Source organism: Bradyrhizobium prioriisuperbiae (genome assembly GCF_032397745.1).
Taxonomy (GTDB): Bacteria; Pseudomonadota; Alphaproteobacteria; order Rhizobiales; family Xanthobacteraceae; genus Bradyrhizobium_A; species Bradyrhizobium_A prioriisuperbiae.
The window spans coordinates 8,160,354-8,185,138 of record NZ_CP135921.1; the positions used below are offsets into that span (position 1 = coordinate 8,160,354).

At 62.5% G+C, this 24,785-nt stretch carries 24 protein-coding genes; 13 read left to right on the forward strand and 11 right to left on the reverse strand.

What is annotated here, in order from left to right; genetic code table 11:
- Positions 1 to 17: 17 nt before the first annotated feature.
- Complete coding sequence (locus RS897_RS37785; protein ID WP_315833748.1) at positions 18 to 965, reverse strand: LysR family transcriptional regulator; 948 nt, start codon at positions 963 to 965, stop codon at positions 18 to 20.
- A 102-nt stretch (positions 966 to 1,067) separates the two neighbouring features.
- Here RS897_RS37785 and RS897_RS37790 point away from each other — a divergent pair, with 102 nt between their 5' ends.
- The 3 genes from RS897_RS37790 to RS897_RS37800 are packed head-to-tail and all read left to right on the forward strand — an operon-like array spanning position 1,068 to position 4,114.
- Positions 1,068 to 2,174 (forward strand): LLM class flavin-dependent oxidoreductase, encoded by a 1,107-nt coding sequence (locus RS897_RS37790; protein WP_315833749.1) that lies wholly within the window; start codon positions 1,068 to 1,070, stop codon positions 2,172 to 2,174.
- Between the two features lie 57 nt (positions 2,175 to 2,231).
- Positions 2,232 to 3,107, forward strand: coding sequence for a polysaccharide deacetylase family protein (locus tag RS897_RS37795; protein ID WP_315833750.1), 876 nt, complete (start codon positions 2,232 to 2,234; stop codon positions 3,105 to 3,107).
- 17 nt (positions 3,108 to 3,124) lie between these two features.
- Positions 3,125 to 4,114 (forward strand): Gfo/Idh/MocA family protein, encoded by a 990-nt coding sequence (locus RS897_RS37800; RefSeq protein ID WP_315833751.1) that lies wholly within the window; start codon positions 3,125 to 3,127, stop codon positions 4,112 to 4,114.
- Here the strand turns inward: RS897_RS37800 and RS897_RS37805 are convergent.
- From RS897_RS37805 to RS897_RS37825, 5 genes are all read right to left on the reverse strand, one after another.
- Positions 4,082 to 4,783 (reverse strand): TetR/AcrR family transcriptional regulator, encoded by a 702-nt coding sequence (locus RS897_RS37805; RefSeq protein WP_315838879.1) that lies wholly within the window; start codon positions 4,781 to 4,783, stop codon positions 4,082 to 4,084. The two genes, RS897_RS37800 and RS897_RS37805, sit on opposite strands and share 33 nt — an antisense overlap.
- Positions 4,784 to 4,787: 4 nt before the next feature.
- Entirely contained in the window at positions 4,788 to 5,345 is a 558-nt protein-coding gene (locus RS897_RS37810) for a flavin reductase family protein (RefSeq protein ID WP_315833752.1), read from the reverse strand.
- 12 nt (positions 5,346 to 5,357) lie between these two features.
- Entirely contained in the window at positions 5,358 to 6,584 is a 1,227-nt protein-coding gene (locus tag RS897_RS37815; RefSeq protein ID WP_315833753.1) for an acyl-CoA dehydrogenase family protein, read from the reverse strand.
- A gap of 17 nt (positions 6,585 to 6,601) precedes the next feature.
- Positions 6,602 to 7,111, reverse strand: a complete 510-nt coding sequence (locus RS897_RS37820) for a VOC family protein (RefSeq protein WP_315833754.1) — start codon at positions 7,109 to 7,111, stop codon at positions 6,602 to 6,604.
- Between the two features lie 164 nt (positions 7,112 to 7,275).
- Entirely contained in the window at positions 7,276 to 8,109 is an 834-nt protein-coding gene (locus RS897_RS37825) for a beta-keto acid cleavage family enzyme (protein WP_315833755.1), read from the reverse strand.
- 151 nt (positions 8,110 to 8,260) lie between these two features.
- Here RS897_RS37825 and RS897_RS37830 point away from each other — a divergent pair, with 151 nt between their 5' ends.
- The 10 genes from RS897_RS37830 to RS897_RS37875 all read left to right on the forward strand — a co-directional run bounded on the left by RS897_RS37830 (position 8,261) and on the right by RS897_RS37875 (position 18,736).
- Positions 8,261 to 9,220, forward strand: coding sequence for an NAD(P)-dependent oxidoreductase (locus RS897_RS37830; protein ID WP_315833756.1), 960 nt, complete (start codon positions 8,261 to 8,263; stop codon positions 9,218 to 9,220).
- A gap of 280 nt (positions 9,221 to 9,500) precedes the next feature.
- On the forward strand, positions 9,501 to 10,748 hold the full coding sequence (locus tag RS897_RS37835; RefSeq protein WP_315833757.1) for an ABC transporter substrate-binding protein: 1,248 nt from the start codon (positions 9,501 to 9,503) through the stop codon (positions 10,746 to 10,748).
- Between the two features lie 80 nt (positions 10,749 to 10,828).
- The gene (locus tag RS897_RS37840; RefSeq protein WP_315833758.1) at positions 10,829 to 11,695 is read left to right on the forward strand and encodes a branched-chain amino acid ABC transporter permease; all 867 of its coding nucleotides are present in this window, start codon (positions 10,829 to 10,831) and stop codon (positions 11,693 to 11,695) included.
- Positions 11,692 to 12,627 carry a branched-chain amino acid ABC transporter permease gene (locus tag RS897_RS37845; RefSeq protein WP_315833759.1) on the forward strand — a complete coding sequence of 312 codons (936 nt, stop codon included), beginning with the start codon at positions 11,692 to 11,694 and terminating at the stop codon, positions 12,625 to 12,627. Before RS897_RS37840 ends, RS897_RS37845 begins: the two co-directional genes overlap by 4 nt.
- A complete protein-coding gene (locus RS897_RS37850; RefSeq protein WP_315833760.1) occupies positions 12,624 to 13,373 on the forward strand; it encodes an ABC transporter ATP-binding protein in 750 nt (249 codons plus the stop codon). Before RS897_RS37845 ends, RS897_RS37850 begins: the two co-directional genes overlap by 4 nt.
- Complete coding sequence (locus RS897_RS37855) at positions 13,363 to 14,088, forward strand: ABC transporter ATP-binding protein (RefSeq protein WP_315833761.1); 726 nt, start codon at positions 13,363 to 13,365, stop codon at positions 14,086 to 14,088. The genes RS897_RS37850 and RS897_RS37855 overlap by 11 nt, the downstream gene beginning before the upstream one ends.
- 17 nt (positions 14,089 to 14,105) lie before the next feature.
- A complete protein-coding gene (locus RS897_RS37860; protein ID WP_315833762.1) occupies positions 14,106 to 14,603 on the forward strand; it encodes a (2Fe-2S)-binding protein in 498 nt (165 codons plus the stop codon).
- Complete coding sequence (locus tag RS897_RS37865; protein WP_315833763.1) at positions 14,600 to 16,708, forward strand: xanthine dehydrogenase family protein molybdopterin-binding subunit; 2,109 nt, start codon at positions 14,600 to 14,602, stop codon at positions 16,706 to 16,708. Before RS897_RS37860 ends, RS897_RS37865 begins: the two co-directional genes overlap by 4 nt.
- 10 nt (positions 16,709 to 16,718) lie before the next feature.
- Positions 16,719 to 17,615, forward strand: coding sequence for an NAD(P)-dependent oxidoreductase (locus tag RS897_RS37870; protein ID WP_315833764.1), 897 nt, complete (start codon positions 16,719 to 16,721; stop codon positions 17,613 to 17,615).
- Positions 17,616 to 17,659: 44 nt separating this feature from the next.
- Positions 17,660 to 18,736, forward strand: a complete 1,077-nt coding sequence (locus tag RS897_RS37875; protein ID WP_315833765.1) for an amidohydrolase family protein — start codon at positions 17,660 to 17,662, stop codon at positions 18,734 to 18,736.
- A 39-nt stretch (positions 18,737 to 18,775) separates the two neighbouring features.
- Here RS897_RS37875 and RS897_RS37880 read toward each other — a convergent pair whose 3' ends face one another.
- From RS897_RS37880 to RS897_RS37900, 5 genes are all read right to left on the reverse strand, one after another.
- Positions 18,776 to 19,483, reverse strand: a complete 708-nt coding sequence (locus RS897_RS37880) for a TetR/AcrR family transcriptional regulator (RefSeq protein ID WP_315833766.1) — start codon at positions 19,481 to 19,483, stop codon at positions 18,776 to 18,778.
- 39 nt (positions 19,484 to 19,522) lie between these two features.
- Entirely contained in the window at positions 19,523 to 20,179 is a 657-nt protein-coding gene (gene maiA / locus RS897_RS37885) for a maleylacetoacetate isomerase (RefSeq protein ID WP_315833767.1), read from the reverse strand.
- 103 nt (positions 20,180 to 20,282) lie between these two features.
- Complete coding sequence (locus RS897_RS37890) at positions 20,283 to 21,965, reverse strand: FAD-dependent oxidoreductase (protein WP_484481516.1); 1,683 nt, start codon at positions 21,963 to 21,965, stop codon at positions 20,283 to 20,285.
- Positions 21,962 to 22,891, reverse strand: a complete 930-nt coding sequence (locus RS897_RS37895; RefSeq protein ID WP_315833768.1) for a Bug family tripartite tricarboxylate transporter substrate binding protein — start codon at positions 22,889 to 22,891, stop codon at positions 21,962 to 21,964. Before RS897_RS37895 ends, RS897_RS37890 begins: the two co-directional genes overlap by 4 nt.
- A gap of 138 nt (positions 22,892 to 23,029) precedes the next feature.
- Entirely contained in the window at positions 23,030 to 24,763 is a 1,734-nt protein-coding gene (locus RS897_RS37900; protein WP_315833769.1) for a thiamine pyrophosphate-requiring protein, read from the reverse strand.
- Between the last annotated feature and the right edge of the window lie 22 nt (positions 24,764 to 24,785).

Consider the following 24,785-nt stretch of genomic DNA (forward strand, 5'->3'; position numbering starts at 1 on the left):
GCACAAACGTGCGGCGATCAGCCGCCTTTCCGGCGCGAACCGGCCGCGTTGCCCGCAATGCGCTTGCGGAAAACCTGCTGCGCCAACGCGGCCTCCGCTTTCAACAGACCGGCAAACAGCGCCGCCGCCGGCGACATCACCTTGCGCGAGGGCTCGATCAAGACGAATTCGGAATAGAACGGCGGCGCATCCAGCGGGCGGATCTCGAAACGCCCGTCATCGAGATCCGCCAGCATCATGACGAACGGCAGGATCGCGACCCAGTCCCCGGCCGCGACAAATTGCAGCGTGCCCATCATCGCGTCGAGATCGAGCCGCTGCGCGACGGTCACCGCATTGGTGCTGAAATAGGTCTCGATGGTGCGGCGCCGGGTGTTCTGCTTGCCGGGCAGCACGACCTTCAGCGGACCGAGCTCTGATAGCCGCACCGGCTTCAAATGGCCGCGATGACGGCCCTTCGCCCGCACCAGCATCTCGCGGTCGCGCACCAGCAGCCGCTGCGATACGCCGGTCGCGCCCTCAAACGCCGGCACCACGGCAAAATCCAGTTCACCTTTCTGGGTCATCTCGGTCAACACACCGGAATAAGCCTCGATCACGCTGATCACAGCGCCCGGCGCCGCGGCAAGAAACTTGTCCAATGCCGGCGCCAGCAGGGAGCGCGTGAACGTCGGCATCAGGCCGATCCGGATGGCGCCGCGCACCGAATTGCCGACAACTCCATGCCCGGCGGCATCCAACCGCTTCAGGACCTCAAGGCACTCCTTATAATAGAGTGTTCCGGCGACCGTCGGCGCGACCTCCCGCCCCTGCCGTTCCAGCAGCGCGGCGCCGAGCTCGGTCTCCAGCTGCTTGATGTGCTGCGACATCCCGGACTGGGTGGCCCCTTCCCGCGCGGCGGCGGCGGTAAAGGACCCGGCTTCATAGACGGCCACGAACGATCTGAGCTGGCGGAGCGAAATCATGATCCATCATACTTTCTAATGCGAGAAAGTAAGAATAATGATTTTTCTAATAGCGTCCAATCACGCATATTGAGCGCAACGACAAACATGCAGGGACGCGCGATGAAGCTGGGCTTTTTCACCATGCCAATCCATCCTCTCGACAAGGACTGGCGGCAGTCGCTTGCGGAAGACCGCGAAGCCTTCCTGTTGGCCGACGAGCTCGGCTTCAACGAGGCCTATGTCGGCGAGCATGTCACCGACAAGGCGGAGAACATCACCTCCTGCGTCGCCTTCCTTGCCTGGATCGCGGCCGCGACCAAGCAGATCCGCCTGGGCACCGGCACCGTGAACATGCCGAACAGCCACCCGGCCGCGGTGGCCGCCAGCATCGCGATGCTGGACCACATGCTGGATGGCCGCTTTATCCTCGGCATCAGCCCCGGCGGATTGCTGTCGGACGCCGAGCTGTTCGGCAACCTGGATTTCAACCGCAACGAAATGTTCCTGGAGGCGATCAACCAGGTGCTGGCGATCTGGGCCGGCGAGCCGCCCTACAACCTGCAGGGAAAATACTGGACGGTGTCGACGGCCCGCACCCTGGTGAAGGAGATCGGCCAGGGCTACATCCCGCGCCCGCTGCAGCGTCCGCATCCGCCGATCGTGGTGACGGCAGTGGCGCCGTTTTCCAAGGGCGTGACTGAAGCCGCCGCCCGCGGCTGGGATCCGATCTCGGCTAACTTCCTGATGCCGGCCTGGGTCAAAAGCCACTGGCCAAACTATGCCGAGGGCTGCACCCGTGCCGGGCGCGCGGTGGACGCAGCCAACTGGCGTGTCGCCAAGAGCGTGTTCGTCGCCGAGGACGCCGCAACCGCCAAAGCCTACGCTACCGATCCGAACGGGCCCTATGTGTATTATTACCGGTCGCTGTTCACAAAACTGAAAAAGAACGGCCGTATCGACCTGTTCAAGACTCGCCGCGACCAGCCCGACGATGAAGTCACGCTGGAGATGGTCTGCGACAAGCTGATCATCCATGGCACGCCCGACAGCGTCGCCGACCAGTTGCTCGCGTTCCAGGACGAGGTCGGACCTTTTGGCACGCTGCTGTACGCGGGCAAGGACTGGAAAGACCGCGAGCTCGGACGTCGCTCCATGATCCTGATGGCGGAGAAAGTGATGCCGCTTATCAATGCGGGCTTGCCTCGCGAGAGCAACGCTGCAGAATAACGTCTGGCCGCACACGGCGCGGCATCAATCAACAATAACAAACAACAGGAATGTGCCTTGGCTCTCTCCGACCGAATTCCCTATCAAGCCATCGTCGATCGTCCGAAACTCGTGCTGCCCGGCGGTAAGAAGCTCGCCGTCTGGGTGATCCTCAATGTCGAGGAATGGCGCATCGAGAACGCCATGCCGCGCACGGTACTCAGCCCGCCCATGGGGCAACCGCTGCTACCCGACGTGCCGAACTGGTCATGGCATGAATACGGCATGCGGGTCGGCTTCTGGCGCCAATTAAAGGCGCTGACGGATCGCAACATCCCCGCGACGCTGGCGATCAACGGCAATGTCTGCACGTCGTATCCGCGGGTGGCGGCGGCGGCGCGCGACGCCGGCTTCGAGTTCATGGGGCATGGTTTCCTGCAGGGGCCGATGCACAAGCTGGACAACCAGGGTGATGCGATCAAGCGTGCCGTCGACACTATCGCCACGTTCGCCGGCAAGGCGCCACGTTCCTGGGAAAGCCCGGGCCTGACGGAAACCGAGACGACCCTCGATCTGCTGCGCCTGAACGGCATCGAGTATGTCGCTGACTGGGTGATCGACGACCTGCCGCAGGACATCGACACGCCGCACGGCTGGGTGACGACCATTCCCTATACGGTCGAGACCAACGACATCGTGGTCCATGCCCTGCAGCATCTGCCGTCGGATCAATTCCTGCGCCGGAGCATCGATCAGTTCGACCGGCTCTATCTCGAGGGCGCCGAGAATGCCCGGGTGATGGCGATCTCGATCCATCCCTACATCACGGGCGTGCCGCACCGGATCAAATACCTCGAGCAGCTGCTCGACTATGTCACCGGCCATGACGGCGTGGCCCTGATGACCGCGAGCGAGATCGGCGACTGGTATCGCGGCCAGCTCGCTCAATCATAACGCGCGGAATGACGTCGATGATCAAAGCAGCCATCGTCGGCCTTGGATGGTGGGGCCAGACCATTGCCAGAAGCCTTGCGACCAGCGATGTGATCCGTCCGGTGCTCGGCATCGATCCGCAGGAGTCCGCGCGTGCAGCCGCTGCTGCGACCGGCCTCGAGACTTCTGCGCGCTTCGAGGATGCGCTGGTGCGGCCGGATATCCAGGCCGTGATCCTCTGCACTCCGCAGCAGCATCATGCCGCGCAAATCGTGGCGGCCGCCAACGCCGGCCGCCATGTGTTCTGCGAAAAGCCGCTGTGCACCACCGCAGCCGATGCTGAACAGGCGGTCGCCGCTGTCGTCAGCAATAACGTGCAGCTCGGGATCGGCCACGAGCGGCGCTTCGAACCGGCGGTCATCGAGCTGCGCAAGCGGTTCGCGGACGGCGAATTCGGCACGGCGCTGCTGCTGGAAGGCAATTTCAGCCAGGACAAGTTTCTCAAGCTGCCGGCGGACAATTGGCGGCTGTCGACTACTGACAATCCCGTCGGCCCGCTGTCGGCCACCGGAATTCATCTCGTCGATCTCGCGATTGCAATCCTTGGACCGCCGACACAGGTATGGGCGCGGCTTGCGACACTGGGTAGCGGCTTTGCCAATGGCGATACACTGGCGATTACGCTCGCTTTCGCCAATGGTTCAACCGCACTCTTGACGGCCGTGCTTGCCACCCCGTTCATGGGCCGGCTCGCTTTGCTCGGCTCGCAGGGATGGATGGAAATCTGCGACCGGACTCATCCGGAGAATCCCACCGGCTGGGATGTCACGCGAACCTATCGCGACCAGGAGCGGCTGACGGCCTATTATCCGCCGCACCCGGCGGTGCGCGACAATCTCGAGGCCTTCGGCCGCGCCGCGCTTGGCGCCACCCCCTATCCGGTCACGTATCCGGAAATGCTCGCCAACGCGCGGACGTTTGCGGCCATCCAGCGCTCAGCTGTCAGCGGCCAGATCGAGGCGGTTTGATTTTTTCGCGACGGGCTCAGCGCCGTGCTCGAAGATTTTGTGAACACCCGCCAGATACACATCGATGGCGTCCGCGATCATCTGCTCCTTGTCGTCGAGCACCACCGCCTCGTAGATGAACTTTCTGATCCCGTAATAGAAGATGCCGCCGTGGAACACCCAGGCCATTTCCAGCTCGGCCGCTGTCGGTTTGCTCTGCGCGGAGAAGCCAGCTTCAAACCGGCATTCCCTGACGATGCGAGTCAAGATCTTGTCACGGACAACGCTGACGTACCAGCGGTTGATGTCGAGGCCCTTTAGGCCTGAGAACAGATAGATCCGCAGCCAGGTCCGGGTGAAGATCGCATCGGTATAGGCGTTGTAGAACTGCTGCAGCCGTTCCCGGATCGGACGCGAGCGGTCGGATAAAGGCTTTTCCCAGCCGCTCTTCAGCGGCTCCAGATACACCTTGTTGTAGACCTCCTTGATCAGGTCGTCCTTGCTGGGAAAGTAACGATACAGCAAGGGCTGGGTCACGCCGAGGCGGCGCGCAAGTTCACGGGTGCCGCCGTTAAAGCCCTCGTCGGCAAAAAACTCGGTGGCTTTGCGGATGAACTCTTTGCGCCGGTCGTCCGGCGACAGGCGCTTCTGCTTCACACGCGCGGGAGCTGATGGCTTCTTTTTTCTCATGAACTCATGAAGACCTGTCGGGCACCGGCCCGGAGCTGAAACGACCGAAACCGCCACGTGCAAACAGCAGCGGCTCAGTCTCGTTGTAAGCGTAGGCTTCGACAGCTCCAAGGAAAATGACGTGATCACCGCCATAATAGCGGTCCGCGCTGCGGCACTGGAAAGTGGCGACGGTACCGGCCAGGACCGGAGCCTGGCCGAGGCCCGGCTCCCAGGCAACGCCGGCGAACTTGTCGTCGGACCGTTTGGCAAACTGCAGCGCAAGATCGCGCTGCGATGCACCGAGCACATTCACAGCGAAATGGCTGGCGTTCTGGAAAATGCCCAAACTCGGGGAATAGACTCCGAGGCTCCAGAGCACCAGCGGCGGATTGAGCGAGACCGACGCAAATGAATTACAGGTCAGGCCCACGAGTTTGCCATCGGGGCCTGCCGCCGTGATGACGGTGACGCCGGTCGCGAAGGTCCCCAGCGCATTGCGAAAATCCCGGGGATCGATCAAGGAATTGTTGCTTGAATACTCGTCGTCCGGTCCGTTTGAAGTCTGCGACGCAGCCACCATCGGTCTGCTCCCTTACAAGGTGAGATTCTCCGACGGCAGATCAAGTGCCACCCGGCCGTAGTTGGTTCCGGCGGCATCGAAACTAAATGCAATGTGCGCATTGACGGCGTGGGCATCACGGAATTGGCGCTGCAGGGCGCCGGTGGTGTAGAGCCCGCGGGCGCCGCTGGCGGAAAACAGCAGGGAAACCGCTTCGGTGCAGAGATTGACGGAGAAGGCGCCGTCGCGGCGGTATCTGGTTTTCTCTGGGATTGGCGGAATGTAGCCGCGGCGAACGTCCGCCATGGCATCAATGCAGGTCCGCCGCATGATCATGCGTGCGGCGTCGATCTTGGCCGACGCCTCCGCGATCTTGATCTGGGTCGTCTGCAGGTCGCCCAGTTTGGCGCGGTTATAGGTCGAAGCGCGATGCCGGGCGATGTCGACATAATCGTCGAGACAGGCCTGGGCATTGCCGAGCGCCGTGCCCGACAGCACATAAGGAAACAGTCCAAACACCGGAAGTGCGTAGAGCGGGCCCGGATTGACCACACTGCCCGGGCTCGGCCCACCGGCCACGTCCTTGACCGCAAGGGTCATGTGATCAGGCACGAACACATCCTTCGCCTCAACGTCGTTGGAGCCGGTGCCCTTGAGCCCGGTGGAGGTCCAGGTATCGATGATACTGTAGTCATCTTTTTTGAGCAGGAATACGCGATACTCGACGCCATCCGCTTCGTCGTCGGATGACACGATGCCCGCCAACATGTTCCAGGTGCTGGAATCGACACCTGACGAAAACGGCCAGCGCCCGGACAAGGTGTAGCCACCCGCGACCTTGCGGGCACGGCCGGCTGGAAACACAAACGACGAGGCGATCAGGGCATCGACGTCGTCGTCCCAGATCAGGTCCTGAGCGCGCTTGTCGAACATTCCCAGCATCCAGTGGTGACTGGCGAGATTGGCCAGGTTCCAGCCGACGGAGGCGTCCGCAAGCGACACCACGTCGGCGAAATCGACCAGCGCGACATAATCGAGCTCGAAGCCCCCGACCCGCTTGGGCTGCAGGATCCGAAACAGGCCAGCCTTGTGCAGGTCCTGTTCGGTCTCCGGCGGCAGCCGGCGCATCTCCTCGGTTTTGGCCGCGCGTTCACGCAATTTCGGCAGCAGCGCGTAAGCCCGCTCCAGCATGCCGGCATACGCCGCATCCTGGCCATTGGCGCGCTGATGGAGATCGAGCCTGTGAACGACGCCTGACATCACGATCTCCCTCAGTTTCAGCGCGCAGTGGTGCTTTTCGGAGCGACTCGCTTCATGTGCGGGCGATCGAGATACAGCGACGCCTTCAGCCCCTCGTCGTCCTGGGTCGCGAACTCCGACAGCAATTTCAATTCCGGAATCCGGGAGCGGTCAAGCGTCCCGACATCGGGCCAATCGATCTCGAGGAGATTGCCGGCGGGATCACGCAGGTACATCTGCACGCATCCATCCGGCAGTTCATTCACGGCATTGCGAAACGTCGTTTCATCGAGCGCGCCAACCGCTTTTGCCTTGTCGTAAGCGGCATGGAAATCGTCAACGTCGACCGCGAAGTGCTGATAGTGCGGAACATGATCGTCGAGTTCGAACAGATGCAGCTGAAGATCGCCGCAGCGCAGATACTTGGTCTCGAAGCCGAAATTATAGGTCGGGATCAGTTCCATGCCGAGCACGGCCTGGTAGAAGCGCGCCGACTCTTCGAGATCCCTGGCGCCGACGGACAGGTGATTAAAGCCGAGAACCTTCATGCTGCACTCCCATGATCCCGTGAGGGCCTATGATTTATCGATCGATAAATAAACCCATCCGATCAGGATTGCAAGCCAATCCGCGCGCGTGCGCGGCACAAGAGACTGAGCACTTGCACAACGCTATGCCGATCACGGCAAGACAATGAAGGATGCGCCGGCGACTAGTCCGGCCGCCCCAGCGCTCGCAACACCTCAGCGCGCGAGGCGCGCGGACGGCGAACACCATGCAGAGACGCTCGCAGATCGGCGAGCCGCTCGGCGTTGCTGTTGGCACGGCTGCCATCCGCATTGAAGAAACTGTTTTCAAATCCAATTCGGCAGTGGCCGCCGAGCGCAGCGGTCGCGACCAGCGACGCGGTTTCCGCAGCACCGAACGCGCAGGTCCACCAGGTGAAGCGCTCGGCGCCACCCTGCTCCCGCACCCTGGCGAGGAACGGCACGAGCTCGGCCGGATCGCTTTCCTGGGCCGTGGCATAACGACCGAGCGGAAAGATCAGCGAGTGATGCTGCCCGGGAACGATGCCGCGCTTGATGAGATCCAGCAGGTTGTCGAGTTCTTCCGCGGCGTAGACGATGTGCTGGACGGCGATGCGCTGCTGATACGCCCATTGATAGAGATCCGCCGCGGCAGCCTCCGCACTCGGATCCGGGATCAGCTCCTTGGTGGCAATGCTGACCGCCTCCGGCTGCACCGCCCGCACCACCGCGATCTGTTCATGGGAATTGTACTGGCCGACGGCTTCGGTGGTGATCTGCACGATCAGCTCTGAACCGGCCGCCCGGCGCACGGCATCGGTTGCGGCCAGATAGCGATTCGCGTCGAGGCTGTGACGCCCCTGATCGTCGCGGACATGCATATGGATGGCCTGGGCACCAGCGGCTTGGCACGCCACGGCCTCTTTCGCGATGGCATCGACCGTGATCGGCAGATTGGGATGTTCCGCGTGCCCTTTGCGCGCGCCATTCGGCGCCACCATGATTGCCAGACCGGTCATATCGTCCTTTGCTCCAGATGCTTTTGATGTGGTGTTTATTCCGCAGCGGTTCCGCCAAAGCAACAGATCTCGCACCGCCCCACCGCGATCTCATGGCGAACCCCCGCCGGCACGCCTCCCTCTTCCCGAATGCTTGAATTGACTTGGCGCATTGCACTGTTTATCGATTGATCATTATAAACAAGAACATGCGGTCAGCGAGACCGACGGAGATACGGCGTTGAACGAGAAAGTCGCAGGCATCATCGGGCTGGGCATCATGGGCGGTGCGATCGCCAAGAACCTGGTCGAACGGGACTGGACTGTCATCGGTTACGATGTCGATCCAGCCCGCCGGACCGAAGCCGTCTGCAACGGCGTGATCACCGCCGACACCATCCGCGAAATCGCCCATGGCACCAGTGTCATCATGACCAGCCTTCCCAATCCCGCTGCCGCCCACGCGGTGGCCGGCGACATTGCCGCTTCCGGCCAGCGGCAGCGGACCGTGATCGAACTCAGCACCTTCACCCTTGCCGACAAGCTGCGTTTCAAGGACATCCTCGATCAGGCTGGCCATATCGCGCTGGATTGCCCACTCAGCGGAACCGGCGGGCAGGCCAAGACCCGCGATCTCGTTGTTTACGCCAGTGGCGACAGCGCCGCGATCGCACGCTACACGTCCCTGTTCTCCGATTTTGCCAAGCAGACCGCCGACCTCGGCGTCTACGGCAACGGCAGCCGGATGAAATTCATCGCCAACCATCTGGTGGCGATCCACAATGTCGCCTCGGCCGAAGCCATGCTGCTGGCGGAATCCGCCGGCCTCGATCTCAAGCAGGTAATCGACATCGTGGCTCCCGGCGCCGGCGGCTCGCGAATCCTCCAGCTGCGCGGGCCGATGATGGCGGAGCGCGTCTATGAACCTGCCACCATGCGGGTTTCGACCTGGAAGAAGGACATGGCGATCATCGCCGAATTCGCTGATGATGTCGGCTGCGACACACCACTCTTCACCGCGACACAATCAATCTATACCCAGGCCATGGCCATGGGATTGGGCGACCAGGATACCGCGGCGGTGTTCGAAGTGTTGAAGGCGACGAACAGCGGACACCGCGACAGCGACTGAGCTGCGACGATACTTCGCGGCGGACGCGGCACAGCTTTCGCGGTGCATCAAAAGTTGCGGTGGCCTGCGCCGATCCCATCAATAGTTATCGCTTGATAATTACCGTTTTTCAGATGATAAATTAATCCACCGTGCCGAGCGCATTTCGGCGCACGGCTTTTGCGAAAGGAGAAACAGGATCACTTCGACGACCGGACGGGACGTACATAATCAATAAGAACGCCTGCAAAAAAGGCATTCGAAAAACAAAACGCCTGACAGGAAACATCGGGGAGACAACATGACATTATCGCGACGAGAGTTCGTCGGCGCCGCGACCGGTGCCGGTATCGCAAGCATGGCCGCGCCCGGCCTGCTGTTTGCTCAAAGCAACGGCCCATTCCGCATTGGTCTTCTGGCCGCCAAAACGGGTCCGCTAGCATCCGGCGGCATCGACATGGAATTGGCGCTGAACATGTTCCTGAAGGAAAGGAACGGCGCCCTCGCCGACCGCAAGATCGAGTTGATCGTCGCCGACACCGCCGGTGTCCCTGCGACCGCGCGCACCAAATGCCAGGAACTGGTCGAAAAGAACAACATCGACTGCCTGATCGGCCCGCTTGCCGCGTTCGAAGCGCTCGCGATCAACGACTATGTGGTGCAGAAGGAAATCCCGACCATCGGCGTCGCCGCGGCTGAAGACATGACCCAGCGCCAGGCTAATCCGTGGTTCGTGCGGGTGACCGCCACCGCGGCGCAGTGCGCCTATCCACTGGCCGAATACGCGGCCAAGGAATTGAAGTACAAGCGCATGGTCACCATGGCCGATGATTTCGCCTATGGCCATGAGATGTGCGCGGGCTTCCAGCGCGTGTTCGAGGACAATGGCGGCAAGATCATCCAGAAGATCTTCCCGCCGCTGACGGCGCCCGACTACGGCAGTTATGTCGCTTCGATCAAGAATGCCGACGCTATCTTCCTCGGCACAGCCGGATCGAATGGATTTCGTTTCCTGCGCCAGTTCATCGAATACGGCCTGAAGGACAAGATGGCTGTGATCGGCGGCATGACCGCACTCGACGAATCCGTGCTCCGCAACATGGGCGACGAGGCGCTGGGCATCGTCACCACCAGTTTCTATTCGGCAGAACTCGACAACAAGGCAAACCAGGCGTTTGCGCCGGCGTTCCGCAAGCAGAACAAATACGACCCCGGCTATTATGCCGCGAGTACCTATATCGCCGGCGAAGTGCTGGAAGCAGCCCTCAAAACAACGACCGGCAAGGCGCGCGACAAGAAGGCGTTGATCGGATCGATCCGCGGCGCCAGCACCGACACCATCCGCGGCGTGGTCAAATTCGACGAATTCGGCAACATCATCGGTAACGCCTATATCCGCAAGGTGACGCGCAAGGATGGCCGTCTGGTGAACTCCGTGGTCAAGACCTATCCGGACGTCAGCCAGTTCTGGACCTATGACAAGACCGCGTTCCTGAAAAACCCGGTCTATTCGCGCGACTATCCGCCGGCCAAGAACCTCGAACCCTGATCGCTTCGTCACAACAGCCGCGAGGCTCTCGTGCCACGGGGCACTGGACCTCGCGGCCTTCTCGACCGCATGGATTGGGTATGCAGTTCTGGATCATTCAGGGCCTCAACAGCCTGTCGCTCGGCGGACTGCTGTTCTTGCTGGCGTCGGGCTTCTCGCTGATCTTCGGCCTGATGCGGCTCGCCAACCTGACTCATGGCGCTTTCTTCATGCTCGGTGCTTATTTGGGAGCGACCGCACTGCGCGCGATCGACGGCCTCAATCTCTGGGTCGCGGCACTCGGGAGCGGCCTTGTCGTTGCCGCGCTGGGCGGCGTGTTCGAACGGCTCGTGCTGACGCGCCTGAAAACCAACCCGCTGGGCCAGGTGCTGGTGACGCTCGGCATGTCGTTCATCATCGCTGACGCCTGCCTCGTGCTGTGGGGCGGCGATCCGATCCCCGTCCCTACCCCCTCCGCCCTGCAATCGCCGACCGGCGTGTTCGGATACGCCTTTCCCACCTATCGCCTGGTGCTGGTCGGCTGCTCGATCGCGGTCGCGATCGGGCTTTATCTGCTGCTGGAGCGCACCCGGGTCGGCGCCATGATCCGGGCCGGCGTCGACGACCGGCAGATGGCGCGCGCCGTCGGCATCCCGGTGTCGACGCTGTTCACCGCGGTGTTCTGCCTCGGCGCGGGCATCGCCGGCGCCGGCGGTGTGCTAGGTGGACCGATCCTGTCGGCCTATCCCGGGCTTGATGCGGATATGCTGCCGCTGGCGTTGATCGTGGTCATCCTCGGCGGTGTCGGCAGTCTGCTCGGCGCCTTCATCGGCAGTTTCATCATCGGCTTCATCTACACGTTCGGGACCGCGCTGTTGCCCGAATTCGCTTACATCATTCTGTTCCTGCCGATGATCCTGGTGATCGCGTTTCGCCCGCAAGGGCTGTTTGGACGGGTCGGCGCATGACCCGGATCGTGCTTGGGCTGTTCGCCGCCTTTTTGCTCGCGCTTCCCTTCGTCGCGGGAGACTTTTACGTCAATCTCGCCAGTCAGATCCTGATCGCGATCATTTTCGCGCTGAGCCTCAATCTGCTGGTCGGCTTCGGCGGCATGACCTCGCTCGGCCACGCCTCGTTCCTCGGTGTCGCCGCCTACATCGCGGCGTTGGTGACCACCCGATGGGGCTTTGGCCATGGCGCGGCGGCGCTGATCTCGATCGTCGGGACGACCCTGACGGCCGCACTGTTCGGCCTGATCGCGTTGCGTGCCACCGGGCTCGGCTTCCTGATGATTACTCTGGCGCTGTCCCAGGTGCTGTGGGGGCTGGCTTATCGAATGTCGTTCATCACCAATGGCGACAATGGCATCTCCGGCATCACGCGTCCGATGCCGTTCGGCCTCTCCATCGAGGGCGCGTTCGCGTTCTACTGGTTCGCGCTGGGCGTGGCGGTCATCGCCTTCGCCCTGATGACGGTGTTCGTCTCGTCCGCGTTCGGCTCATCGCTGAAAGGGGTTCGCGACCAGCCGCGCCGGATGGCGGCGCTCGGCTTCAATCCCTGGCTGATCCGCTGGATCACCTTCATCTATGCCGGCTTCTGGAGCGGCGTCGCAGGCCTGCTGTACGTCTATTACAACAAGTACATCCACCCCACCTCGCTTTCGATCACGAGCTCTGCCGAAGGCCTGCTCGGCGTGATCGCCGGCGGCTCCGGAACGCGGGGCGGCCCGATCGTCGGTGCCACGCTGGTGATGCTGCTGAAGAACTATGCCTCGGCCTATGTCGAGCGCTGGAACATGCTGCTGGGGCTGGTGTTCCTGTTCATCGTACTGGTGATGCCGACCGGGATCGTGCCGGGTGTCCGCAGCCTTGCGGCCCGCATTCGCGGAGATGCGCGATGAGCGGCACCGCCTATGCGCTCGAGGTCAGGCACCTCAAGAAGGCCTTCGGTGGCCTCCCCGTCACCCAGGACGTTACGCTGCTGGTGCGCCCCGGCGAGCGCCGGCTGATCATCGGCCCGAACGGCGCGGGCAAGACCACGCTGTTCAACCAGATCACCGGCGACTTTCTGCCCAATTCCGGCCAGATCAAGCTGTTCGGACAGGATGTCACCTATCTGCCGCCGCACCGGCGCGCGCACTGCGGCCTGTCGCGCACCTACCAGATCATCACGCTGTTCGCCGACGACACACTCGAACACAACGTCACGCTGGGGCTCCTGGGCCTGCGCCCCTCACGCTGGCAGATGTGGCGGCCGCTGTCGTTCTATGGTGATCTTGCCGAGGAGGCCAGACGCGTCCTGCAAATGGTCGGGCTCGACCATCTCGCCGGCCATCCGGTCTCGGAGATTGCGTACGGCGAGAAGCGGCGCGTCGAGCTGGCCATGGCGCTGGCACAGAAACCGAAGGTGCTGCTGCTGGACGAGCCGCTGGCCGGACTGTCGGGCAGCGAACGCGCGACCGTGAAAGCGCAGATCGCTTCAATTCCGCGCGACACCGCCGTGATCATGATCGAACACGACATGGACACGGCGCTCGATCTCGCCGAGACCGTCACACTTCTGAACTACGGCCGCGTCATTGTCGACGGCGAACGCGATGCGGTGATCGCCGACGAAAAAACCCGCGAGGTGTATCTTGGCAACTGATGCGCTGAGATTGACCGAGGTCAATTCCTTTTATGGCGACAGCCATGTGCTGCACGGCGTAAGCTTTGCGCTGCAGCCGGGCTGCGTGCTCGCACTGCTGGGGCGCAATGGCGCCGGCAAGACCACCTGCATCTCGACCATTGTCGGTTTCCTGACACCGCGTGACGGCGACATCAGCCTGTTCGGCACGTCGATCCGCGGCCTGTCGCCGGAACGGATCTCGAAATCCGGCATTGGCCTCGTGCCGCAGGGACGGCGGATCTTTCCGTCGCTATCAATACGCGAAAATCTCGAGGTGGCCCGGCAGCGGCAGAGTGGCAGCGACAAACCTTGGACGCTGGAGCGGGTCTACGAGCTGTTCCCGCGGCTGCGCGAGCGCCACACCCAGCTCGCAGGCACCTTGTCGGGCGGGGAGCAGCAGATGCTGGCGATCGGCCGGGCGCTGATGGGCAATCCGCGCGTCCTGCTGCTGGATGAGCCATCGGAAGGCCTCGCGCCCCTGATCGTCGCCGAAGTCGGCCGTGCCATCCATCGCCTCAAGACTGAAGGACAATCCATTGTCCTGGTCGAACAGAATCGCCATCTCGCGCTCGAAGTGGCGGACCAGGCGGTGATCCTGAACACCGGCCGCTGTGCCTTTGTCGGCCGCGCGGAGGAAGTTCGCAACAATGACGACCTCGTGGCGCAAAACCTCGGCGTCTACCACGCCCCTTGACGATCCGGAATTCAGCCATGACTGACATCGATCAACACAGCGAAACTTGGACCTCTAAGACTTGGGCCTTCAAGGTCAACGGTGCCGACGTTCAGGTCGCTGTTGGCGGCGACACCTCGCTGCTGACGGCGCTGCGGCATGATCTCGATCTCAGGGGCACGCGGATCGGTTGCGCGGAGGGCAATTGCGGTGCCTGCACCGTGCTGGTCGACGGGCTGCCCGTGCAATCCTGCACCACGCCGCTGTGGTCGGTGCAGGGCCATAGCGTGCGAACAATCGAAAGCCTCGGCGCGGACGAATTGCCCGCGACGTTCCTGGCCGAACAGGCGGCCCAATGCGGCTATTGCATCAACGGCATCATCATGACCGTGACGGGGCTGCTGGCCCGGACCCCGCCGGCCAGCCGCAGCGAAATCGTCGCCGTGCTGGACGAGCGGCATCTGTGCCGATGCGGCGCCCATGTCCGGATCCTGCGCGCGGTCGACCGCGCCATTGCAGAACGGGCCGTCTCATGACCGACCTCCCTATCAGCCTCAAAGCCAATCCGCGCCTCGATCAATGGGTATCGTTCGACACCGATGGCGTCGTTACCCTTCGAACCGGCAAGGTAGAGATTGGCCAGGGCGCCGTCACCGCGATTGCGGCAATCGCGGCCAAGGAGCTCGGTATCGACCTCGACCACATCCGGATGACGCCGGCGGACACCGCGGTTTCTCCAGATGAAGGCTATACCTCCGGCAGCTTTTCGGTGGAGCACAGCGGATCCGCCATGCGCTGGGCCTGCGCGTTGGTTCGCACGCTGTTCGAAGAGCAGGCCCGCGCCGTGCTCGGCGATGGAGAGCTGGTGGTCCGCTCCGGTGTCTTCATGCGCGCGGCCCGTAATGAAGGCGTCAGTTATTGGCAGCTCGCCGCCAAGGTCGATCTGGATCGCTCCTGCGCCGAGCTGCCACCGCCAAACCAGTACGGTGGCAGCATCGATCACGACCGCCTGCGGCGGCTCGACCTCGACGCCAAGCTGCATGGCGCGGCCTTCATCCAGGACATGACCCTGCCCGGCATGCTGTACGGCCGGGTGCTGCGCCCGGCCCATCCGCACGACCGGCTGCAATCGTTCGACCGCGCAAGCGTTGCTGCCCTTCCCGGTGTCGTCGATGTCGTCACGGATGGAAGCTTCATGGGCGTGGTCGCCCGGCGTGACGACCAAGCCCTCAACGCTATCCGGACCGCGGACAAGAGCGCGGAATGGACCCGGGAGCGTGCGCTTCCAGCGATCACCGATCCGGATGCGTGGATGGAGGGCCTGACAGCGCAGAGCACTACATTCATCGCCGACGAGACTGCCGTGCCAGACGATGTGCAGCGGCACGAGGCGCGATACTCCCGCCCTTATCTCGCCCACGCCTCGATCGGCCCGAGCTGTGCTGTAGCCCAGTGGGAAGATGGCGCACTCACCGTGTGGTCGCATACCCAGGGCGTGCATCCGCTACGCCGGACACTGGCACGCGCTCTTCGCATCTCGCCGGAGAACGTCCGAGTCATTCACGCGCAGGGGTCAGGCTGCTACGGCCACAACGGCGCCGACGATGTCGCGCTCGATGCCGCGCTGCTCGCACGCAACAGAAATGCCCCGGTCATGTGCTTGTGGAGCCGTGCCGACGAACTGAGCTGGTCACCGTTCGGGGCGCCGATGCGGATCGCACTCGGCGGTGCAATCGACGATACCGGCTCCATCGTGGAATGGACCCATGAGGTCTGGAGCCCGTCGCACAACAGCCGGCCGGGGTCCGGCGGCGACGGCGTCAATCTGCTGGCGGCGTGGAGCCTCGAGGAGCCGCACCCATCCGCGCTGCTCAACGATGTGCCGCGCCCCTATGGCGGCGGTGACCGCAATGCGGTGCCGCTCTACAGGCTCGGCAAACGCAGCGTCACCCGTCATCTGATGCCGCAGGGGCCGTTGCGCAGCTCGGCGATGCGTTCGCTCGGCGCCCACGGCAATGTGTTCGCGATCGAAAGCTTCATGGATGAGCTCGCGGCCGTGGCGCAGGTCGATCCCGTCGAATTCCGGCTGCGGCATCTGGACGATCCCCGCGCCATCGCAGTGATCAAAGCAGCAGCCGAGCGTGCCGGCTGGGATCCCGCCGAGCCCGGCGGCGAGGGTATTGGCCGCGGTATCGCCTTCAGCCGCTACAAGAACGTGGGCGCTTATTATGCCGCGGTCGCTTTTGTCGAGATCACCGAAACGGTGCGATTGCGCCGGGTGGTCGGCGCGGTCGATGCCGGCGAGGTCATTCATCGCAACGGCCTGCTCAATCAGGTCGAAGGCGGCGTCGTGCAGGCCGCAAGCTGGGCCCTGAAGGAAAAGATCGGCTGGACCGACGACGGGTTCGCGGTTCGCTCCTGGGCCGACTATCCGATCCTGAATTTCTCCGAGACGCCCGAGATCGACACGGTGATCGTCGAGCCCCCCAGCCAGGCAGCTCTGGGCGCGGGCGAATGCGCCGCCGGCCCGATCGCAGGAGCGATCGGCAACGCCATTGCCCATGCGCTCGGCGTCCGGGTGCGCGACCTGCCGCTCACAGCCGAGCGGATCGAACAAGCCATCAATGCATCGGTTAACTGAGAGTCACATCATGAAAATTGGCGTCTGTGGAACTGGAAAAATGGGATCGGCGATCGCGCTGCGGCTGATCGAGGTCGATCATGAGGTTGCGGTCTGGAATCGCAACCCGGACAGGACAAAGCCGCTGATCGATGCGGGCGCAAAACAATTCGGCACACCAGCCGAACTTGCCGGCGCCTGCGAGATCGTCATCTCGATGCTGCTCAACGATGCCGCTTCCGACGCGGTCTACAATGGTCCCGATGGGCTGCTGACTGCCGAGCTCAACGGCAAACTGCTGATCGACACCAGCACCGTGCTCCCCGAGACCAACGTCAAACTCGGCAGCGCCGTCGTTGCGGCCGGCGCCGGTTTTGTCGAATGCCCTGTTGGAGGCACCGTAGGTCCGGCCCGCCAGGGCAAGCTGCTCGGCTTCGCCGGCGGCACTGCCGCCGATGTCGCCCGCGCCAAACCGGTGCTGGAGCAGCTCTGCCGCCGAGTGGAGCATGTCGGCGCGGTCGGCGCCGGCGCCACCATGAAGCTCGCGGTCAACCTGCCGCTGCTGGTCTACTGGCAGGCGCTTGGCGAGTCGCTGGCGATCTGCAAGTCGCTCAATCTGCCGCCCGAGAAAGTCATCGACATCCTGTCCGATACGTCGGGAACGCCGGTCGCGATGAAAGGCCGTGGTCCCGACATCGCAAAACTGCTCGCGGGCGAGACCATTGGCGCACCGGCGTTCGCCATCAGCGCCGCGAAGAAGGATCTCGCGACCGCGGTACGCTTTGCCGAAACGCAACATACCACACTGCCGGTCGCAGCCAGCGCACTGGCCTGCTTCGAGAAGGCCGAAGCCGCGGGACTTGGGGACGCCGATGCCGTTGCCGTGCCCGTGTTCTGGGCGAATAGCAGCGCAACATCTCGTCCCTGACCCCATACACGCAACTGGTCCACCCAAAACAAGAGAGTAAAAAAATGATCGAATCCAAGAACCGCTATGGTCTGACCGCCGCACGAATCCATGATGCGGATGGCCGCGCGCGGCGCCCGTCCTCGCCGACCATCGACGTGCACGCCCATGTGGTGATTCCGCAGGCCGCCGCGATCGCGCAGCCGCATCTCGACATCAAGCGCATTCCACTGGCTCACTTTGCGGATGCTGCCACCAAGGAGATCAACGCGCAGCAGGACAAGAACATCACCGGCGTGATGTTCAAGGACGTCGAAAAACGTCTCAGGGATCTCGACCGGATGGGCATCGACGTCCAGGTCGTCGCCCCTGCCCCGGGCCAGTGCTATTACGCCGTTCCGGCCGAGATCGCGGAAAAAGCCCACCGCCTCGCCAATGACGGCGTTGCCGAATACTGCGCACGCCATCCGGACCGTTTCGCCGGCCTCGGCGTGGTGACGCTACAGGAACCGGAGGCCGCGGTACGCGAGCTCGACTACATCATGGGGCATCTGAACCTCAGGGGTGTCGAGATCCTGACCAATGTCGACGGCCAGGAGCTGTCCGATCCAAAATTCCGGCCGTTCTTCGCCAAGGCGGAAGAGCTCGGCGCCTTCATCATGATGCACCCGAACGGGTTCACCCATGGCGAGCGCCTGACCCATTTCTATTTCAACAATGTCATCGGCAATCCGTTCGAGACCACACTGGCGCTGCACAACCTGATCTTCAGCGGCACACTGGCGCGTTTTCCGGACATCAAACTGATGGCCGTGCATGGCGGCGGCTATCTGCCTGGATACTCCGGCCGCATCGATCACGCCTGGGGTGCCCGGCAGGATTCCCATGGCGACCTGCCGCTGCCGCCGACGACCTACCTGCGACAGGTCTATCTCGACACCGTCGTCTTCAGCTATCACCAGCTGGCTTATCTGCTCGACGTGTTTGGCCCGGATCGCATCCTGATGGGGACCGACTATCCCTTCGACATGGCCGAATATAATCCGATCGGCCACATCGCAGGCGTCAACGGCATGGATGAGAGCACGCTGGCGCAGCTCACCGGGGGCAATGCGATCCGAGTTCTCGGGCTCGATCTCTGAGTTGATACGCATCCGGCCGGGAGCGTTCGCGTTCCCGGCTTACTGCGTCGTCTTGCTCCGGTTTTGACGCGTCGGCGCGGCCACCGCGGGCTCGCCGGTGCCATAGACCTCCGCGATGCCTTTCAGGAAAACATCGAGGGTCGTAGCGATGAACTGCTCCTTGTCGCGGAGCACCGGCGCCTCATAGATCACCTTGCGCACGCCGTAGTAGAAAATGCCGTCGTGAAAGGCCCACGCCAGCTCGATCTCGGCTTGCGTCGGCTTCTTCGCCGGCAGTCCGGCCTGGTGGCGGTACTCATTGATGATCGGCACCAGGATTTTCGGCTGCACCACGTTCTTGAGGTACCAGCGATTGATATCGAGGCCCTTCAGTCCCGAAAACAGATAAATTCGCATCCATTTCCGAGTGAAAATCACGTCGGTATAGCCGCGATAAAATTCCTTCAATCGCTCGATCAGGGGGCGCGAACGATCTGTCAGCAGATCGCCCCATGCCGGGTCCCAGCGCTCCAGATAGACCGTGCGATAAACCTCCTTGATCAGATGCTCCTTGCTCGGGAAATAGCGATAGAGCAGCGGCTGCGCGATCCCAAGTTGACGGGCCAGTTCGCGTGTCACTCCGCTGAAGCCGTGCTCCGCGAAAAACTCCGTCGCCTGCGCGATGATCTCCCGTCGGCGCTCGTCCGGCGCCAAGCGCCGGCGCTTCGATCGCACCGCGGGGCGAGACGGTTTGGTGGCTTTGCTCATGAATGGTGTTGTGAACTCTGGAGGAAAGCGAACCGGCGATCAGTGAGCTTTGGCGCTCTGATAGCCGGGCTGTTTGAATGGGTGAGACGCCGCGAACGCCGGATGTTCAAAGCAGCGCTCGCCGAGCTTGTTCACCGCGGGAAAGGTCTTCACATCGACCTTGAAGTAACCCGCACTGATGATCTGGCCGGCGATGCAGATATCGGCAATGGTGGGCGCTTCACCCAAAGCGAAAGGCTTGGCGGGTCGGCGCGACAGCAAGCGCTCATAGGTCGCAAGCCCCTCCGCGGTCCAATGCCCTGCCCAGGCTTCGATGGCCGCAGCATCGGCATTAAACGTCTTCGCCAGATGATTGCGCACCCGCGGCACGATGAAGGGATGAGCATCGGCGATCGCCACCAGTCCAAGGGATCGCGCATAGGCGCGCTCCTTGGGGTCAACAGGCAACAGCCGCGGCTCCGGGCTGATGTCGTCGAGATATTCCATGATCGCCAGCGACTGAAAGATCGTTTGGCCATCGTGGACAAAGGTCGGCACCACGTGCTCGGCATTGACCTCGTCATAGTCCGACTTGAATTGTTCGCCGGATAGAATATCGACCGAGATTTCCTCGAACGGCAGCTCTTTCAGAGCGAGCGCCGTTCGCACGCGAAACGACGCAATCGACCGCCAGAAGCCGTAAACCTGTATCGCCATCGGACACATCCCGCAGGGCCACGTTGTCGCAGCTTTAGCCCGGCTGGATTCCCATGACAATAAAGATACGGGACGGCCACGGACCGAACCCGAGCCGTCATTCTCAACCCGGGATGTGAGCAGTTCCTCTCAGCCTTGCGATCAGCCCGCCGGGATCTGCGGGCTGATCATGGCCGCGCCAAGCGACATGCTGATCCGGCCGTGCCAGCACCAGGGGATAGCCGTACACTTCGGTTCGGCAAGCATCGGGAATGTCGAGGATCATGAACGGCATGCCGGCTTTGAACGCCGCTGCTGCCAGACTGGAGACATCCATGCCGGGGTCGAACCGCAGCAGCGTATAATAAGGCCCCATCGCGTCATACAGCGAGCCGCCATCGGCAAGCCAGATATGGGGAACGCGCGCGCCGGGGACGGTCGAGGGCGTGAAATCGCCCATGGTGTAAGGCGGCGGCGTCTCGCCGTCATAGGCGATGATCGGCGAGTCCTGGTAGAAGTAGCCGAAGTTCAGGCCGGCGCAGCAATACTGCTGGACGTTGAGGTCGTAGACCGATTGTCCGATCGCCGCGCGAACCGCGTCGCCTTCCGGACCTTCGGCCTCGATCGCGGGCGGGACTATCTTGCGCGCCTTGGCCATGGCTTCCGCATGGTTCATGGCGAAATGCGAGACCTGTGCGGTGATCGGAAGCCGCTCCGCCTCATAGGCATCGAGGATCCCCTCGCCTGCCCACCCCTCAAGCCGCGCGGCCAGCAGCCAGGCGAGGTTGGCGGCATCGGCAATACCGGCATTCATGCCATAGCCGGCATATGGCACCCACAGATGACAGGCATCGCCGCAGATGAAGATCCTGCGGTCGCGAAACTTGTCGGCGATCAGGCGCCGGCCGATCCAGTCTTCCTTGGCCAGCAATTCATAACTGAAATCCTTGCCGACGCCGAGCACAGTGCGGATCGCGCCGTCGCGCTCAACCGCCTCGAAGTCCGTCACGCCGGTATTCAGATAGACATGGACGAGCCATGTCTCCCGGCCATCGATCGCATACACGTTGCCGGACTGGCGCGGATTGAGTGCAAACGATCCCCAGGCCGGTGTGCCTCCCCGCTCGCGCAACAGTCCAAGCAGCTTCGGCGCCCGGATAAAGCTCGATTGCACCCGCTGCAATTCAGGATCACCACTCAGTGTCGCGCCGATCTTGCCGCGCACCAGCGAGCGGCCGCCATCGCAACCGATCAGGTAACGGCAGGATATCTCGATCTCTGTCACCGCCGCGCCGTCCTGCGCCAACGCCATGACTCCGTCGGGCGTCTGAGTGACATCGACCAGCGTCGTTCCGTTGAGGATGCGAACATTGGGCATCTCCGCGAGATGCGCCGACAGTACGGGCTCAAGATAGATCTGGTTGATCCGGTGCGGCGGCTCCGGCGTCGGCCACCAGGTGTCCGGCCCATCTGTCGCCGTATAACGCTCCGCGCGGCAGGGAATCGGAATGCGGGTCAGTTCACACCCCAGGAACGATGTGCGGTAAGCCACATCATTGGGATAATCCGCCGGCAGGCCGGCATCGCGCACCTTCCGTGCAACACCCAGTCGGCGGAAAATCTCCATTGAGCGCGCCGAGACATGGTTCGACTTGACGCTGGGCGGCACGCCGCGTTTGCGGCTTTCGAGCAGGATAACGCTTTTGCCGCGCCAGGCCAGATCCATCGCCAGCGTCAACCCGACCGGGCCGGCGCCCACCACAACCACATCAGCTTCCAGCTTCTGGACCATCTCGATCCGGCTCACTGTTCGATCTTGATGTTGCCGGCGCGGGCAACCTCGGTCCAACGCGCGATGTCGGACGCGATGATCCGGGAGAACTCTTCCGAGGAGTTTCCGACCGAATTGATCGTCAGCAAATTCAACCGCTCCACCACGTCCGGGATTCGCGCGATCCGCATGAATTCGTCCTGCAACTTCTTGACGATCTCGGGCGGCGTGCCTTTTGGGGCCAGGATTCCGCTCCAAAGCACCGCGTCGACATCGGCACCCGACTCTTTCATCGTCGGCACATCGGGAAATTCGGCCATCCGCTGAGGCGCTGCAACCGCAAGCGCGCGAACCTGGCCGCCTTTCACCTGGCTGGATACCGGGCCGGCATCGGCAATGGTTGCCGTCACTTCGCCGGTGATCACCGCGACCACCGAGTCGTTGGCGCCCTTATAAGGAATCATCTGCATCGGTGCGCCGGTCTTCTGCTTGAACATCTCCGTCGCCAATTGAAATGCCGCCGACGAGCTCGAATAGTTGGCTTTGTCGGGATTGCTCTTGGCGTAGGTCACGAGGTCGGACACCGACTTGAACGGCGACTTCGCGTTGACGACCAGGATCAGCGGAAACGATCCCAGTGTGGAGATCGGGATAAAATCCTGCACCGGATCGTACGGCAGCTTGGCGTACACGGCCGGATTGATGACAATGGCACCGCTGGCGCCGACCAGCAGCGTGTAACCATCAGGCGCGGACTTCGCGACATAGTCCGTTGCCAAGATCGCCCCCGCACCGGGCTTGTTCTCGATGATGACCGGCTGTCCCAGGCTTTCCGACAGCTTCTGCCCGACAATCCGCGCAATGATGTCGTTGCCACCACCGGGCGTGAAACCGACAATGATGCGGATCGGTCGCGATGGATATTTTGTGATGTCTTCAGCCGCCCAGGCAGATGAGGCCATCGTGACTGCAATAACGGCAATAGCTCCCAAACACGCATAAACCCAAAGCTCTTTGCTCAAGCGTTTCATGTTTCAACCCTCTCAAAAAACAAGGCCGTTGCGATCGGCTCTTTGTTTGGTCGTCAATTTATCCGGGCATCAAAGCGGAGTAATCTGGACATGCAGGACGGCCGCCTTGCCGTCATCCAGCGCGGCCAGGCATCGATCGATGGCTGCGGCCAGATCTTCGGGATTGGCCACGTTTTCACCGTGGGCGCCGAATGCCTTCGCCACGTCGGCGAAACGACGCTGCTCGCCCTGGCGACCGGAGGTCAGGCGGGACTGGAATGAATTTGTCTCCGCCGCGACGCCCTTGGGATAGACCCGCTGGACGGCCGATTTCACCGCCTGCCAGCCGCCATTGTCGAGCACCACGGTCAAAATGGGAATTTGATACTGCTGCGCCGTTGCATAGACGGAGTCCGGCGACGAGAAATGGAAACCACCGTCGCCGATGACCTGAACGACGCGGCGATGCGGCTGTGCAAGCTTCAACCCCAGCGCCATGCCACCGCTGAAACCCAGCCCGCCACCGGCCAGCCCGACATAACTGCCGGGCTGCGTGCGATGGAATTGGTCCTGCAGCAGAGGCGCGTTGCGGATCGCCTCGTTGACGATGATATCGTCCTGCTTGAGCTTGGTGTTGAGGACAGAAAACAGATGGCTGGGATTGATCGCGCCCGATATGCCGGGATTGGCCGATGCCGCCGCACGCCGCTTGGCGAGGGCTTCGCGTGCGCCGCCCCAGCTGGCGATCCGCTCGGCGACCTGCCGGCGCCAGGCATCATCGGCCCGCGCCTCCACCGCATCGAGCACCTGCTGCAGCACCATGGCGCAATCGCCCTGCACACGGATATCGGTCGGGAATCCCCACATCGGGAAATCCGCCTTCAAGGGGTCGATATCGATCTGGATCCATTTGACGGCCTCGACGCGCTTGGCATATTGCGGCACGAACGGCACATCGGTGTCCAGCAGCAGTCCAAGGTCGGCCTGCTCCAGCAGAGGCAGCGGATCGAAGCCGGCGAAACACGGCGAATCCTGCGGGATGTTGAGATCGATCGAATTGAACTCGGCAACCCGGATGCCGCAGGTGCGCGCCAGCCGATCGAGCACGGCCACCGCCTCGGGCTTACGCCCGAGATAGGCTGTGAGCGCAATTGGATTTTTCGCTGCCATCAACTGATCGGCAATCGCGTCAATGCGCGCCTGATCGACGCCGCCAGACTGAACACTGCCATAGCGGGCCGGATCGTAGGACGGCATCGCCGCCTCGTCCCACTGTTCGGCCAGGGTCTCACGCGGCAGCATCATATAGACGGGCCCGGGTGGATCGCTGTGCATGAAGGCATTGGCGCGCGCCAATGCTTCTTTCACCACAACCCCCGACGGCAGCGAGTATTCCCATTTCACGTAAGGACGAACGATGCTGGCGATGTCGAAGGGATCCTGCACGAAATGCACATAGGTATCGCGCGAACCCGGCAGTTCACCATGCAGCGTGTAGGGCGCACGCCCGGCAAACAGCATCAACGGCAGGCGATAACGAAACAGGTTCTGGATCGCCATGCAGGCGTTCGCGGTGCCGGCATCGACATGCACGAACACCGCCTGCCCCTTGCCTGTCGCCAGCACATAGCCACCGGCCATATGAACGGCGACGATCTCATGCGGACACAGGATAATCTGCGGATGCTTGCGGCCCTGCTTGTCCCACAGCGCGATCTCTTCGATCAGGGAGACATGATCGGTGCCGAGATTGGCGAAAATATACTCCACGCCGAGATCAACGAGACCCTCGAGGAAGTAATGCGCGGCGCTGTGAGAACTCATTGACGTTTCCCTCGATGTTTCA

Coding starts and splice junctions, on each gene's coding strand:
- RS897_RS37785 (WP_315833748.1), bottom strand. CDS start 965: ATGATTTCGCTCCGCCAGCTCAGATCGTTCGTGGCCGTCTATGAAGCC.
- RS897_RS37790 (WP_315833749.1), top strand. CDS start 1,068: ATGAAGCTGGGCTTTTTCACCATGCCAATCCATCCTCTCGACAAGGAC.
- RS897_RS37800 (WP_315833751.1), top strand. CDS start 3,125: ATGATCAAAGCAGCCATCGTCGGCCTTGGATGGTGGGGCCAGACCATT.
- RS897_RS37805 (WP_315838879.1), bottom strand. CDS start 4,783: ATGAGAAAAAAGAAGCCATCAGCTCCCGCGCGTGTGAAGCAGAAGCGC.
- RS897_RS37810 (WP_315833752.1), bottom strand. CDS start 5,345: ATGGTGGCTGCGTCGCAGACTTCAAACGGACCGGACGACGAGTATTCA.
- RS897_RS37815 (WP_315833753.1), bottom strand. CDS start 6,584: ATGTCAGGCGTCGTTCACAGGCTCGATCTCCATCAGCGCGCCAATGGC.
- RS897_RS37820 (WP_315833754.1), bottom strand. CDS start 7,111: ATGAAGGTTCTCGGCTTTAATCACCTGTCCGTCGGCGCCAGGGATCTC.
- RS897_RS37825 (WP_315833755.1), bottom strand. CDS start 8,109: ATGACCGGTCTGGCAATCATGGTGGCGCCGAATGGCGCGCGCAAAGGG.
- RS897_RS37835 (WP_315833757.1), top strand. CDS start 9,501: ATGACATTATCGCGACGAGAGTTCGTCGGCGCCGCGACCGGTGCCGGT.
- RS897_RS37840 (WP_315833758.1), top strand. CDS start 10,829: ATGCAGTTCTGGATCATTCAGGGCCTCAACAGCCTGTCGCTCGGCGGA.
- RS897_RS37845 (WP_315833759.1), top strand. CDS start 11,692: ATGACCCGGATCGTGCTTGGGCTGTTCGCCGCCTTTTTGCTCGCGCTT.
- RS897_RS37850 (WP_315833760.1), top strand. CDS start 12,624: ATGAGCGGCACCGCCTATGCGCTCGAGGTCAGGCACCTCAAGAAGGCC.
- RS897_RS37860 (WP_315833762.1), top strand. CDS start 14,106: ATGACTGACATCGATCAACACAGCGAAACTTGGACCTCTAAGACTTGG.
- RS897_RS37865 (WP_315833763.1), top strand. CDS start 14,600: ATGACCGACCTCCCTATCAGCCTCAAAGCCAATCCGCGCCTCGATCAA.
- RS897_RS37870 (WP_315833764.1), top strand. CDS start 16,719: ATGAAAATTGGCGTCTGTGGAACTGGAAAAATGGGATCGGCGATCGCG.
- RS897_RS37875 (WP_315833765.1), top strand. CDS start 17,660: ATGATCGAATCCAAGAACCGCTATGGTCTGACCGCCGCACGAATCCAT.
- RS897_RS37880 (WP_315833766.1), bottom strand. CDS start 19,483: ATGAGCAAAGCCACCAAACCGTCTCGCCCCGCGGTGCGATCGAAGCGC.
- maiA (WP_315833767.1), bottom strand. CDS start 20,179: ATGGCGATACAGGTTTACGGCTTCTGGCGGTCGATTGCGTCGTTTCGC.
- RS897_RS37895 (WP_315833768.1), bottom strand. CDS start 22,891: ATGGCCTCATCTGCCTGGGCGGCTGAAGACATCACAAAATATCCATCG.
- RS897_RS37900 (WP_315833769.1), bottom strand. CDS start 24,763: ATGAGTTCTCACAGCGCCGCGCATTACTTCCTCGAGGGTCTCGTTGAT.